This window comes from Luteimonas suaedae (genome assembly GCF_008312895.1).
Classification (GTDB): Bacteria; Pseudomonadota; Gammaproteobacteria; order Xanthomonadales; family Xanthomonadaceae; genus Luteimonas; species Luteimonas suaedae.
Genome location: NZ_VSSP01000001.1, coordinates 63,049 through 76,148, shown reverse-complemented (window position 1 = coordinate 76,148; position 13,100 = coordinate 63,049). Strand labels below are relative to the sequence as shown.

Sequence of the window (13,100 nt, the reverse complement as noted above, 5' to 3'; positions counted from 1 at the left end):
TTTTGGGATTCGGTGAGGCGAGCATTCTGCTCCGCACTCATGCCGCCTCGGCCACCGTGCACCGTCCGGGAACGTCGAAGAGATTGCGACCGATGGCACGCGCGGCGTCCAGGTGGGGAGCGGGATCCCGCGTCTGCGAATCGAGCAGGAGTTCGGACGTCACGACGCGCGCGCCGCAGTAGTCGAAGATCCCGTGGTCGATCTGCGTTCTCATGGCACCGAAATAGCCGTGCCGCGCATAGGTGCGCACGTTGGCGCCCGCGATGGCGACGAGATGGACCCGGAGGCGGTGGAGCTTCTTCACCAGCCTGGTTTCCGGACCTTCGTCGTAAGCCCAGCCATTGGCGAACACGCGATCGATCCATCCCTTGAGAAGCCCCGGCATCGACCACCAATAGACGGGATACACCAGCACCAGGGCATCGGCGCGATCGATCCTCGCCTGCTCGGCGGCAACGTCGGCGGGCGGCGGCGCCTGGCTGCGGTGGACGGCGAGATCGGCCTCGGTAAACCTCGGGTCGAAGGCTTCCGCCGCGAGGTCCGCGATCTCGAAGGAACGACCGGGGCCGGACAGCGACACGCCTTCGGCGATCTGCGCCGCGATGCTTTGGCTGAGTGACACGGGTTCGGGATGCGCGGTGACGATGAGCGCGTGCATGCGATGACTCCTGCTGGCGGATCGTGGACGAAAGAGGTACGTTAATGTACTACTGGTAAGTTACTGTTGGTAAATTAACGTGTCAAGCGCCAGAACCAAAGCCCAGGCATCTGCCCCGCGCCCGCGCCGTCGCCTGCCGAGGGAAGAGCGGCATCGCCAGCTTCTGGATGTCGCCTGGCGGCTGATCCGCGACGAGGGAACGGAAGCCCTGACCCTCGGGCGGGTGGCCGAGCAGGCGGGCGTGACAAAGCCCGTCGTCTATGACCATTTCGGGACGCGGACCGGCCTGCTGATAGCGCTGTACCGGGAATTCGATGCGCGCCAGACCGAGCTCATGGACGCCGCGCTGCAGGCGAGCGAACCGACCCTGGCGGGCAGGGCTGCGGTCATCGCGTCTTCCTATGTCGACTGCGTGCTGCTCCAGGGTCGCGAGATGCCGGGCGTCACCGCGGCGCTGGCCAGCTCACCGGAACTCGAGAAGATCAAGCGCGACTGGGAAGCGGGTTTCATGGAGAAGTGCCAGGCGGTCCTCGCCCCGTTCGCCGGCGGCGGGACCATCGCGCCGGCCGGGTTCCGGGCGATGCTCGGCGCGGCCGAGGCCCTGTCCTATGCCGCCGCCAACGGTGAAATCACCGCCAGGCAGGCGCAGGACGAACTCTTCGACACCGTCGTCGCGATGGTTGAACGAAGCGCGCGTGGCGGCACCCGTCGTGTCGTCAAGGCCGACCGATCGCGCGATCGTTCATGAGCCGGCGCGTCAATACACGAACGTCGGGCTGGGCAGCACGATCCGTTTGCGTTCGATTGGCCTGTCCTCGAGGAACCTGAGGATGACATCCGTGACTTCCGGCGACACCATGAAGAGGTTGTGCCCGGCATTCTCGATGAGCACATGTGTCGCGTTGCTGAAGCGAGCGGCTGTTTCCGCCGCGCTTTCCGGATACGTGCGTCCGTCCAGCGTCCCGCTCAAGAACAGCGCCGGCACAGTGGACGTGACCGGCGCGCGGAAGTCGTCACCCAGATCGGGCACCCCGTAAGCACCGGCGAGTTGCGGCATTGGATAGTTCAAGGCATCGCCGAGGAGCGATGTCCGGGCCTGTGCCTCGACGAGTTCGAGGCGCTGCGCTGAAATCCCGGAAGCCGAATCCATGGCCTCGGGCATTCCGTTGCCGAATCGGCCGAAATCGGCGCGGATCCTGTCGTAGATGGCTTGTCCGATCTCGCCGAAATCGCCACTCGCCATGCCCGCGAACATTGCCGGAAGGTACGCGAGGTGCGGCGGATCCGAGATCATGCCGGAAACCAGCATCTGAACGTCGAGCTTGCCGATCGAGAGCTGCGCCAGACCGCCGTTTTTCGCCGTGACCGTAACCGTCATGGGCGCGGCGTCGAGTTGGTTGTAGACCTCGCGCATCAACGCCGCAAGATCGGGAAACCGTGCGACCGCCTTCTCGTCGGCACCGATCGCCTCCTGCACGCGCGCGAAGAACGCATCGGTCAGTTCGGGCAGTTTTACGGTCTCGTGGAGATCCTCGATACTCGCGAACACGGCCTTGTCGATTCGCTCCGGATAACGCTTGATCGTGGCCAGGCCGAGGTGCGTGCCGTAGCTGATGCCCCATAGCGTGATCTTGTCCGCACCGAGCGCCTGACGCAGAGCGTCGAGATCGGCGGCGCTTTCCCACGTGTTGTAGCCGGCGAGATCGACGCCTGCATCTTTCCAGAACCGTACGCAGGTCCGGGCCTGCTCCCGCATGAACGGAATCATGCGCTCGCGCGTCAGCGGCCGATCGAGCGGGTATGTCCTACCCGTGTCGCAGCGGGGTATGTCGTTCGACCAGCCCGTGCCGCGCTGATCGAACGCAATGACATCGGCGACCGCACGCAATGCCATGAACAGCGGGAAGCGTTCCCGTCTCGCCGTGCCCACGCCAGGGGCGCCGGGGCCGCCAGCGAGATAGACGATCGGCACTGCTGGATTCGGGTTCGTCGACGCGAAGCGCACGAACGCGAGCTTGATCATGCGGCTATTGGAGTCTCCACGGTTTTCGGGGACCCAGAACTCGCCCCGCTCGGCGACGACGACGGTGCCGTCCGCGGCTTCGAACGAGTAAGGCTCGAACGCTGCGCTCGCATCTTGCGCGATCGGAACGTTCTGCGTCTGCGCGTGGACCGGGGACAGCATCCCGATGACTGCGATGGTCACGATCGAAAATGCCACTATCCGCTTGCGCATCTGTATGCTCCTCTGGTGTCCGTATCGGCACCGACGTCGCACCTTAACGGGTTCGGCGCCGATTCCGTCGGACCTGTCGGTGAACGACCGCGGGCGTCGGTGAAACGCCGGTTGGGCTGCCGGTTTGCTGGTAGAAGGGTTGCGCATGCGAAGCGAGATGCCGCGGGCAGATGGGGTGATGACGTTCGTGGCCGGTCTTCTAGTGGCGGGTGCGGCGGCGCTCGTGAGTGGCCTTCCGATAACTGACGCGGCGGCGGCGAACACTGCATATCCGAAAATCGAGACCGTGAGGGTCATGGAAGGCGACAACCTCAGATGGGCATCGCCGAAATTCGATGACCACAACTGGCAGGAGATGCGCTGGCACGGGATCGATCCGCAGCAACGCCTGGTATGGGTGCGCGCGCACGTGACATTGCCGAAGGCCCCGGCACTCGAAGGCGCGCCGCTCGCGGTCTACGTCTCGGCGCTCGCGGCTTACGAGGTCTACTGGAACGGCGAGCGCATCGGCGCCAGCGGAACGCCGGGAGCGAACGAATCGCTTGAGATTCCCGGAAAGCTCGACACAACCCACTACGTGCCACCTCGGCTCATGCGCGACGGCGACAACGTGCTTGCACTCAAGATGTCGAGCTTCCACCTGCGCCGCACGCTGTTCTCGCCCGTGCATCTGCTCGCGATCGGAGAGTACGGACGCTCGTGGGCTGAACAAATGGTCACTCAACGATTGCCGGCGCTCGCCGCAGTTGGTGCGCTGCTTCTTGGCGCCGTGTATTTCGCAGCGATGTTCCTGTCCGACCGCCGCGATCACGGATCGCTTTTGCTGTCGCTGCTGTCGCTCTGCGTCTTGATCCAGCTCGGTGCGGAACTCGTGCGCAGCGTTTCCTCATACGACTATCCATTACATATCCTGCGACTCGAGATCGTGCACGTTGCCGCGATCGCTTCGGGTCTCTTGCTCGTGGCGTACGTCGCCGGACGTTACGTGACTCGTCACCGGTGCACGCTGCTCGTGCTCACGATCATCGCGATGGCGGCGTCGACGGCGTTGATGCCCGGCTTCGACAACAAGACCGCGTTCGTAATTCTGTCCGCATTGCTCGCCGTGATAGCCGCCGCAGCGATCGGCGCGCGCGCGCGCGTCGCGAGCGCGGCAGTCACGGCAATCGTCACGGCTGGGCTCATCCTTTTGCTCTCAACCGGCCCGATCAGCTTCGTCGACCAGGCCTATTACCTTGCGGCCGCAGCGTTCCTGCTGTTCCTTTTCGCGCAGCAGGTCATCTCGCTGCGCCGTACTCAGAGCGCGCAAGCGGCCGCCGAGCTTCGCTCGGCTCGCCTCGAGCTCGATCTCCTGAAGCGCCAGATTCAGCCGCACTTCCTCATGAATGCGCTGACCGCCGTCTCCGAATGGATCGAGTCCGATCCAAAAACGGGCGTGCGCATGATCGAGGCACTTGCGGGCGAGTTTCGCGCGCTTGCCGCAATGAGCGGCAAGAAGCTCGTTACGCTCGCTGACGAACTCGAGCTCTGCCGACGCCATCTCGAGGTCATGAGCTACCGGAAAGACCACAAGTTCGCCCTGAATAGCGATGATGTCGATATCACCCAGCACCTGCCGCCCGCGACACTCCATACGCTGCTCGAGAATGCGCTGACGCACAATGCCTACGCAGGCGGTGCGGTATTCACGCTGGAAGCCGCAAAGTCGGCAAGCAGACGAAGATCCTATCGGCTGCGCTCGCCGCTCGAAAGCCGCCCGCGCGGGCGCGGTCGCGATGGCCGCGGACACGCTTACGTCAGGGCACGCCTCCAGGAAGCCTTCGGCGACGACTGGTCATTCGTCGCGGGGCCTGAAGGCACTGAATGGGTCGATACGATCGAGATACCGAAGGCATAGCATGCGCATCGTCATCATCGAGGACGAAACCGTTGTCGCGAGGCGGCTCGAGCGCTTGACGCGCCGGATACTTGGCCCGAGGGTCGAGCGCATTGATGCGGCAGCGAACATTCCCGACGCGACCCGACTGCTCGGCCGCGCGCAAGACGCGATCGTGCTGCTCGACCTCAACCTGTCGGGCAGCGATGGATTCGATATTCTGCGCCGGGCTGCCGCAGAGCCATTTCAGACGATCGTCGTCTCGGCCAATACCGATCGCGCCATCGAGGCGTTCGAACTCGGCGTCGTCGACTTCGTCCCGAAGCCGTTCACCGAGGAGCGACTGGGCAGGGCGCTGGAACGCGTCGCGCGACATGGCGGGGCGGATGGCCGAACGCCTTCGTTTCTCGCTGTCACGCTTGCGGGGCGTGTGGACCTCGTCCCTGTCGAGTCCGTGATTGCAATCCATGGCGCCGATGACTACTCGGAGATCGAAACCTCCAATGGTCGCAGGCACCTGCACAAGAAAACGCTAACGATGCTCGAGCATGTCCTTCCGGACAACTTCCAGCGCGTCCATAGATCGCACATCGTGAACCTGCTTTTCGCGGAGCACATGGGCATCGAGGACGGAGGGCGTCGTGTCCTCCACCTGTCGAACGGCATCATGGTTCCAGTGAGTCGTACCTATGCGAGGGAAGTCATGGAACGAGGGAACTTGTCATGACGCGCAAGGCTCCGGCAGGCTACACGCAACTGCGTTCCATTGTGCGACTGCATCATGACCGCGTCGGGTCGGTCATTCGCCTTTGGAAACTGGATTGTGGGATTTGTTGGACGTTCGGCGCCGGATGTCCATTGCGCCGACAGGGTTCTAGGGCGTGGCAGGCCGCATGCGGTACACATCGCACTTGATGAAGATCCCTGCTCTACGTCCTACCAGATTACATCGGCGGGCCGGCCGAGGAAGTGCGCATAGCGCTTTGCCGCCGTTCGTACACCGTGCTGCTCGGCATCCGACAGTGGCCGGAACAGGTCCAACGCCATGGACGCGCCGCCCTGTCCGGTACTGCGCGGACACAGGCCGGCCACCTGCCCGTCCACGACCACGCACGGGTGAATGATCCCGTTGACCGAGAACACGCGCCGGTGATGGGCCGGATCCAGCACCGGCGAGCGATCCTTGTAGCCGAGCAGGTACTCATCGTACGCAGGCAGCAGTTGGACGCTGCGCGAACGCGCGGCCGGAGAAGCATCACCTGTCTGCCAGTACGTCGCGCCGCCGGCGTCGACGGTCTGCAACTGCGACGACACCGATGCCAGCGCCGCCCGTGCCTGCTTCACCGTTAGGCCGGACCACCACGCCAGATCGTGTGCGGTCGCCGGGCCGTGACCGGCGATGTAGCGCGACGCCAGCAGGGCCAACGCCTCATCGCGCCCGGGCACGCCCGTGGCCGGCAGCCAAGCATCGCACAGGACGAAGGTTGGCTGCGCGCCCTCGCGCGGGCCGCCGCAGATCAGCCCATCATGGGCGAGGCGCCCGCAGATGTGCAGGCCACGGCTGTCGGCGGTCGCGATGCCCGCGTCCTCCAGCGCGCGGTACAGTTCGGGGCGAGACATCGGCCGGCCGTCGCCGAGGATCTTCTCCACCGCCTTGCGGCAACGCCGCAGCTCACGCGCGTCCAGCCCGTACTCGCGTTCGTGACGCGCCTGGTCGCGGGCGACCACGCGCGGCGCCAGGAGCCGCTGCATCCAGCGCACGTCCTCCGCCGCCAGCAGGTGCAAGGTGCCGCGCATCGGCCAGGTACGCACGATGCGGGCTTCGGCGATGGCCTGCTCCACATCCGCCTCGGTGCCCGCGCGCATGCGCACGCCGACCGCCCACAACGATGCGCGATAGTCCTGCGCCTGCACCGCACCCAGGCGACGGACGACGGCCACCGCGTCATCGCACGGGTCAGTGATGGCTTGCACCTGCAGCCGCATGCGCGGGAGCGCTGCAAGGAAGGATCCCATTCGCACGTCCCCTTTCACTGGCAAGGGATGAGCTTACTTCACCATCTCTAAGGAAACGCGGGCCAGAGCGCATTCAACCCGGCGGCTCGGAAATCATCGCCGCATTGTAAAAGCACGTCGCGTTCTGCTGGTTGACCACAGTATTCAACCGGACCTTGAGCATGAAGCTCGACGGCTGGCCAGGCCGGTCCCGAACCTTGGGTTCCGCTCCTGCAATACGGTTGTTCCGCCGACGCGATACGTCGGCAGGAGGACGCTGGCTATGCTCGATGGGAACGCGGCAGTCGCCGGATCAAGGAGCCAGATCATGAAAGTTCAAGCCGTTCTCGCCGCAGCAGCGATGGCGTGCATGCTGTCGACGGACGCGCAGGCCGCATCTGCATACCGCATGCCGTTGCGCGCCAGCGATCTTGCGCCCAACGAGCGCTACAGCACCCGTGTCCACAGCACCAAGAATCCCGACCAGGTCAAGGCCCATGACATCGGTGCGCAGCGTCACAATAGCGACAAGGACTGGACCGGACTCAGGACGGGCGGCGCCGACAAAAAGATCCTGTCGAACTGGGTGGTCTACGGCAAGCCGTTCTACGCCATGGCGCCGGGAACGGTAGTCGCCTGCTGGCGCAACGCGCCCGAGAACGTGCCGGGCAAGGACAGCCGTCATCCGGACTACATCGCGGGCAATATTCCCGGCGGGGGCAACCATCTCTGGGTACTGCAGGACGACGGCGCCTATGCGCTGTATGCCCATGCCATGCCGGACACGATTCCGACGGCCCTCTGCCCGCACAACGACAAGCTGTTGACGGACACCAGCATCACCAAGGGGCATCCGAAGATGCGGGTCGACGCACTGGTCGAAAATGGCGCCAGGGTCGTCACTGGCCAGCGTCTTGGACAGATCGGAAACTCGGGTTCGTCCAGCGGCCCTCATCTGCATGTACACATGGTGAAGGATGGGGCACCCCGTTCCATTACGTTCGAACGCGGAATGACCACGCCATTCCCGGATGACGTCGCCAGCTTGAACGGGCCCTGGACCAGACTCACCGGAAAGACACTGCCCGCGGCGAGGATTCTGGTCTGGGCACCGCGACCGATTGGCAACTACACCTTCAACGGCGTGCTGAGCGCCAACTACCAGCGCATGGTGGAGCACCTGTTCGACTCGGGAATGATGCCGAGCCTCATCACCTGTGCGTCCAACGGCGCCAGCTACAACTCCAAGTGGGTGCCTGCGAAAGGACAGTGGGCATCGTTCCACGGCATGAGCGCCGCCGATGCCACCGCCAAGCATGCCTACTACACCGGCCAAGGCTACAAGCGGACGTCGTCCTTTACCTGTGGCACGGTCAGCGTTGCAGTTTGGCGCAAGTGAAGGGACAGGTGCGCAGGTCCGAAGGGTTGATGCCGTAGCGGGCCTTGAACCGGCGGTAGAAGGTGGACGGCTCGGCCAAGCCCGCCTCGAACGCGATATCGGCAATGGGCGTTCCGGCGGATCGTGGATCGCACAGCCGCCGATACACCAGGGCGAGCCGCTGTTCGGCGAGGTAGTCGGAGAAGCTGCGGTCTTCCGTGGCGAACAGCCGCCTGATGTAGCGCGGACTGAGCTTGAAGTGACGCCCCGCGTTCTCCGCGGAGAGCAACGGGTGGGAGAGGTTCTCGCGGATGTGCTGCTTGATCGCTCGCAAACGCGCAGCACGGACGCCCCGTCTTCCGGCGATGCGCCCGACCTCCCGGGTGCAACCGATCGATACCGCCAGCAGATCCATGATGTGCCGCGAAACCATCGGCGCCATCGCGGGAGACGGAGGCCGGCGGGTGATGGCGGAGAGATAGTCCAGCAGAAGCCCGCCTTCGGGCGTGTCGCGGTTGATGGCATCCGGCGGCAGGTCTTCTACATCGCCAACGAAAGCCGCCAATGGCGCCTTCGGCAACTGGATGCAGACGGTCCAGGCGCCGTCCGGCGTTTCCGCACGCCACACCCGATCCAGGGGCATGATGCAGGCTGCGCCTGCGCGGGTCTGCACCGTCGTCCGACCATTTCGTTCGAACCGGAATCCGCCGGCCATCCAGGAGATGGCAATGTCGTCGTTTCCGTCGCCCATCAGTGCGGCGGTCCGCTGCTAGGTCATCGGGGACACCTTGCCGCGGGTCGCACTCATGCCCGGCAGGACGATCGTCGAGGCATCGAGACTGAAGTCGTCCTTCTCGATAGGCGCCAGGTCCAGCCGCATGCAGATGCGGCCATAGAATTCGCGTATCAGCTCCTCCCTGTGCCGGCGATCCGATTCGCTCGCGGACAGGACGATCAGGTGCTGCGAGGTGGCATTGTCCATGGCCGCGTCCCCCTTTACGTCTGGCCGAATCTACACCGGGAAGCCGTGAAACTGTTCCATTGCGGCCCGACCGGGACCCGTATCACGCTTTTCGCCAAAGGCCCGCTCGAACCGTTTTGCAGTTCCGAGGGGATGAATGCCGGCTTCGTCGCACGACGTCGACGATGAGGTGGGTAGTCTCGCCCTGCCGATCTTCACACCGACGTTATTTTCATCTGTAGGTACCTCGCTCAACCACCATCAGGGAGGAGACCGCCGTGGCCGTCACCGTCGACCGGATCCCTCGCATGGGGCTTCACCCGCTCCACGCGTTCCTGCTTGCGGGCGCGGTCCCGCCGTTCCTGGGCGCTATGCTGAGCGACATCGCGTACGCGTCCAGCTACCAGATCCAATGGAGCAACTTCGCGTCCTGGCTGATCGCCGGCGGTCTGGTGTTCGGTGCCTGCGCGCTGCTGTGGGCCGTCGTCGACCTGTTCCGCGCCGATCGCCTAGAACGGCACCCCCTGGCCTATGCCCTTCTTCTACTGGCGACCTGGGTTCTGGGATTCATCAACGCCCTGGTCCACGCCAGGGACGCATGGGCGAGCATGCCCACCGGCCTGATCCTCTCGGTAATCGTCGTCCTGCTTGCGGGCGCGGCGACATGGATCGGCTTCGCCCGCATCCGCGTGGGAGGTGCCGCATGAAGCGTTTGAACGTGCTTGCGGCCATCGGCCTTTCGGCCCTGCTCGGTGCCTGTGGCGGCGGCGATCCGGACCCGGCGCAATATGGCCCCGATCCGGCGCTTCCGGATCAGCAGCACGGCTTGCTGCCCGACATGACCATTGCGAAGCCGGCGGCATGGGGCGACCAGCTGCCGACCGTGCCGCAGGGCTACACGATCGCGGCCATCGCCACCGACCTGAAGATCCCGCGCCAGACCCTGATCCTCCCCAACGGCGACATCCTGGTGGCCGAAGGCAGGGGCGGCGGCGCGCCGAGCCTGAAGCCGAAGGACGTGATCGCCGGCTATATCAAGAGCAAGGGAAATACCCAGGTCGAGAGCGGTGACCGGCTCACCCTGCTGCGCGATGGCGATGGCGACGGCACCTACGAGGAACAGACCGTCTTCGCCGAGGACCTCAACGCGCCCTACGGGCTCGCGCTGGTCGACGGCAATCTCTACGTCGCCAACCAGGACGCACTGGTGCGGTTCGATTACCGGGAGGGCCAGACCCGGGCCAGCGGACCGCCGGCCAAGGTCACGGACCTACCGTCGGAGATAAATCACCACTGGACCAAGGCGCTCACCGCCAGCCCCGATGGACGCTTCCTCTACGTCGGCATCGGCTCCAACAGCAACATCACCGAGCGCGGGATGGCGGCCGAGGTCGACCGGGCCGTGGTGTGGCAGGTGGATGCGAAAACGGGCGCGCACAAACGCTACGCGACCGGCCTGCGCAACCCCACCGCGCTCGCCATCCGGCCCGGGACGGACGAGTTATGGGCGGTGGTGAACGAGCGCGACGAGCTCGGCCCGAACCTGGTGCCCGACTATCTCACTTCGGTCCGCGAAGACGGCTTCTACGGCTGGCCCTACAGCTACTGGGGCCAGAACGTGGATCCGCGGGTCCGGCCGCAGGATCCGGAAAAAGTCGCGGCGGCGATCGTTCCGGACTACAGCCTGGGCTCGCATGTCGCCGCGCTCGGCCTCGACTTCTCCACGCCCGCGATGGGCGCCCGATTCGCGGAAGGCGTGTTCGTCGGCGAGCACGGCAGCTGGAATCGCGAGGAGCCCGTCGGCTACAAGGTGATCTTCGTGCCGTTCCGCAACGGCCGCCCTGCCGGTCCTCCGGTCGACTTCGTCACCGGCTTTTTCGGTGACGACGGCAAGACCCATGGCCGGCCGGTTGGCGTGACCGTGGATCCGCGCGGCGCGCTCATCGTCGCCGACGATCTTTCGAACACCGTCTGGCGGGTGACGCCAGCACGATGACCGACAGTCACTCGCGAAGCTTGACATAGAGCCCAGGAAGCACGGCAGTCGGTTGCCTTCTCCGCCGCCGCTGACCTATTCCGCCGGTTCGAGCGCGCCGACTCCAGATCCTGCGCGTCGCGCATGCGGAAACCTACCGCCCGTCACGATGAAACGCGTGAAGTTGGTCGGCCGTCCTACCCGTCGCCCTCCACGTGCGGCCGTATGATCTCCTCGATCCACGCCATGAACGCCTGCACCCGCACCGATAGGTTGCGGCGATGCGCATACAGCAGCGACACCGGCATCGGTTCGGCCGCGTACTGCGGCAGCACTTCGACCAGCCTGCCCGAGGCGATGTGGTGGCGCACGCCGGCCACGGGCACCTGGATCAGGCCGAGCCCGACGATGCATGCGGCCTCGTAGGCTTCGGCGCTGTTGACGGTCAGCGCGCCTTCCATTGGACGGCTCACGTAGGCCGTGCCGTCCCAGTACTCCCAGCCGTCGGGCTTGCCGCCGAAGGTCGGCACGTAGTGCACCAGGCGGTGTCCCTCGAGATCCTCCGGCCGCTGCGGCATGCCATGGCGTTCCAGGTAGGCGGGGCTGGCGCAGGTGGCGATGCGATAGGCACCGAGCGGCCGCGCGACCAGGCTGCTGTCGGCCAGCGTGCCGACGCGCAGCACGCAGTCGAAACCCTCGCGCACCAGGTCGACGCGGCGGTCGGTGCAACTGAGCTCGACCTGCAGCTGCGGATGCGTCTGCAGGAAGGCCGGCAGCCGGGGGATCACGACGTCGCGCGCCACGGTGCTGGGCATGTCCACGCGCAGCCGTCCGCGCAAGGCCTGCGGCGCCTGCCGGAACATGCCCTGCAGGTCGTCCATGTCGGCCAGCAGGTCCTTGCTGCGCTCGTAGAACAGCTGCCCGTCCTGGGTCATCGACACCTTGCGCGTGGTGCGGTGGAGCAGCCGGGTGCCGAGCATCGCCTCGAGCTGCTGCACGGCCGTCGATGCGCTGGCCTTGGGAAGCCCGAGGCTCTCGGCCGCGCGTGTGAAGCTGGCCAGCTCCGCCACCCGCACGTAGATCTGCATGGCCTCCAGGCGGTTCATCGGCGTCTCCGCAGTCCGGTCATGGCGCGATTGTTCTCGAATCGCGAACAGACTAACTGAATTCAGCTGATTTATCCTATCAGTTGCGACCAATAGAGTGCTCCCCACGGTGCACATGCACCGCCTTCAACCGCAGAGGAGCCCACCATGGCCACACCCGCCCCCATCGCCCTCGTCACCGGCGGCAGCCGCGGCCTCGGCCGCAATACCGCCATCGCCCTGGCCCGCAACGGCAGCGACGTGATCCTGACCTACCGCAGCAACCGCACCGAAGCCGACGCTGCCGTCGCCGAAATCGAGGCCGCCGGCCGCCGCGCCGTCGCCCTGCAACTGGACACCGCCAAGATCGACACGTTCCCGGCCTTCGTCGCGCAGCTGCGGGATGCACTGGCGCAGTGGCAGCACGAGCGCATCGACCATCTCGTCAACAACGCCGGCCACGGCGTGCATGCGCCCTTTTCCGAGACCACGCCCGAGCAGTTCGACCAGCTGGTCGACGTGCACCTCAAGGGCGTGTACTTCCTGACCCAGGCCCTGCTGCCGCTGATCGCCGACGGCGGGCGCATCATCAACGTCTCCAGCGGCCTCGCGCGCTTCGCCCTGCCCGGCTACAGCGCCTATGCCGCGATGAAGGGCGCGATCGAAGTGCTGACCCGCTACCTGGCCAAGGAACTCGGCGCCCGCGGCATCGCGGTGAACACCGTCGCCCCCGGCGCGATCGAGACCGACTTCGGCGGCGGCGCGGTGCGCGACAACGCCGAGCTCAATGCTTTCGTGGCAGCGAACACCGCGCTCGGCCGCGTCGGGCTGCCTGACGATATCGGCGGCGCGATCGCATCGCTGCTGTCGCCGGCGAACCGGTGGGTGAACGCGCAGAGGATCGAGGCTTCAGGCGGGATGTTTCTCTAAACCCGT

The 13,100-nt window shown here is 65.5% G+C and carries 13 protein-coding genes; 7 read left to right on the top strand and 6 right to left on the bottom strand.

Annotation, left to right across the window (positions count from 1 at the left end):
• Positions 1-37: 37 nt before the first annotated feature.
• The gene (locus FXO19_RS00395; protein WP_149193089.1) at positions 38-658 is read right to left on the bottom strand and encodes an NAD(P)H-dependent oxidoreductase; all 621 of its coding nucleotides are present in this window, start codon (positions 656-658) and stop codon (positions 38-40) included.
• A 79-nt stretch (positions 659-737) separates the two neighbouring features.
• Here FXO19_RS00395 and FXO19_RS00390 point away from each other — a divergent pair, with 79 nt between their 5' ends.
• Entirely contained in the window at positions 738-1,406 is a 669-nt protein-coding gene (locus FXO19_RS00390; protein ID WP_149193088.1) for a TetR/AcrR family transcriptional regulator, read from the top strand.
• Positions 1,407-1,415: 9 nt separating this feature from the next.
• Here the strand turns inward: FXO19_RS00390 and FXO19_RS00385 are convergent, their stop codons facing one another.
• Positions 1,416-2,894: an alpha/beta hydrolase gene (locus FXO19_RS00385; protein ID WP_187775566.1), complete on the bottom strand. Its 1,479-nt coding sequence runs from the start codon at positions 2,892-2,894 to the stop codon at positions 1,416-1,418.
• 178 nt (positions 2,895-3,072) lie between these two features.
• On the opposite strand from FXO19_RS00385, the gene FXO19_RS00380 reads away from it, so the two are divergent.
• On the top strand, positions 3,073-4,791 hold the full coding sequence (locus FXO19_RS00380; RefSeq protein ID WP_187775565.1) for a histidine kinase: 1,719 nt from the start codon (positions 3,073-3,075) through the stop codon (positions 4,789-4,791).
• Position 4,792: 1 nt separating this feature from the next.
• Complete coding sequence (locus tag FXO19_RS00375; RefSeq protein ID WP_187775564.1) at positions 4,793-5,497, top strand: LytR/AlgR family response regulator transcription factor; 705 nt, start codon at positions 4,793-4,795, stop codon at positions 5,495-5,497.
• Positions 5,498-5,706: 209 nt separating this feature from the next.
• On the opposite strand, the gene FXO19_RS00370 is transcribed toward FXO19_RS00375, so the two are convergent.
• Positions 5,707-6,711 carry a winged helix DNA-binding domain-containing protein gene (locus FXO19_RS00370; protein ID WP_187775563.1) on the bottom strand — a complete coding sequence of 335 codons (1,005 nt, stop codon included), beginning with the start codon at positions 6,709-6,711 and terminating at the stop codon, positions 5,707-5,709.
• A 382-nt stretch (positions 6,712-7,093) separates the two neighbouring features.
• On the opposite strand from FXO19_RS00370, the gene FXO19_RS00365 reads away from it, so the two are divergent.
• Entirely contained in the window at positions 7,094-8,164 is a 1,071-nt protein-coding gene (locus FXO19_RS00365; RefSeq protein ID WP_187775562.1) for a M23 family metallopeptidase, read from the top strand.
• Here FXO19_RS00365 and FXO19_RS00360 read toward each other — a convergent pair.
• Together FXO19_RS00360 and FXO19_RS00355 are read right to left on the bottom strand one after the other, a co-directional pair.
• Positions 8,139-8,894: an AraC family transcriptional regulator gene (locus FXO19_RS00360; RefSeq protein WP_149193082.1), complete on the bottom strand. Its 756-nt coding sequence runs from the start codon at positions 8,892-8,894 to the stop codon at positions 8,139-8,141. The two genes, FXO19_RS00365 and FXO19_RS00360, sit on opposite strands and share 26 nt — an antisense overlap.
• An 18-nt stretch (positions 8,895-8,912) precedes the next feature.
• The gene (locus FXO19_RS00355; protein ID WP_149193081.1) at positions 8,913-9,125 is read right to left on the bottom strand and encodes a hypothetical protein; all 213 of its coding nucleotides are present in this window, start codon (positions 9,123-9,125) and stop codon (positions 8,913-8,915) included.
• Between the two features lie 287 nt (positions 9,126-9,412).
• Between FXO19_RS00355 and FXO19_RS00350 the strand changes: the two genes are divergently transcribed.
• Both FXO19_RS00350 and FXO19_RS00345 read left to right on the top strand, forming a co-directional pair.
• Positions 9,413-9,811 carry a DUF2231 domain-containing protein gene (locus tag FXO19_RS00350; RefSeq protein ID WP_149193778.1) on the top strand — a complete coding sequence of 133 codons (399 nt, stop codon included), beginning with the start codon at positions 9,413-9,415 and terminating at the stop codon, positions 9,809-9,811.
• Positions 9,808-11,100, top strand: coding sequence for a PQQ-dependent sugar dehydrogenase (locus FXO19_RS00345; protein ID WP_149193080.1), 1,293 nt, complete (start codon positions 9,808-9,810; stop codon positions 11,098-11,100). Before FXO19_RS00350 ends, FXO19_RS00345 begins: the two co-directional genes overlap by 4 nt.
• A gap of 176 nt (positions 11,101-11,276) precedes the next feature.
• On the opposite strand, the gene FXO19_RS00340 is transcribed toward FXO19_RS00345, so the two are convergent.
• Positions 11,277-12,185: a LysR family transcriptional regulator gene (locus tag FXO19_RS00340; protein ID WP_149193079.1), complete on the bottom strand. Its 909-nt coding sequence runs from the start codon at positions 12,183-12,185 to the stop codon at positions 11,277-11,279.
• 147 nt (positions 12,186-12,332) lie between these two features.
• Here FXO19_RS00340 and FXO19_RS00335 point away from each other — a divergent pair, with 147 nt between their 5' ends.
• On the top strand, positions 12,333-13,094 hold the full coding sequence (locus FXO19_RS00335; protein ID WP_149193078.1) for an SDR family NAD(P)-dependent oxidoreductase: 762 nt from the start codon (positions 12,333-12,335) through the stop codon (positions 13,092-13,094).
• Positions 13,095-13,100 lie beyond the last annotated feature (6 nt).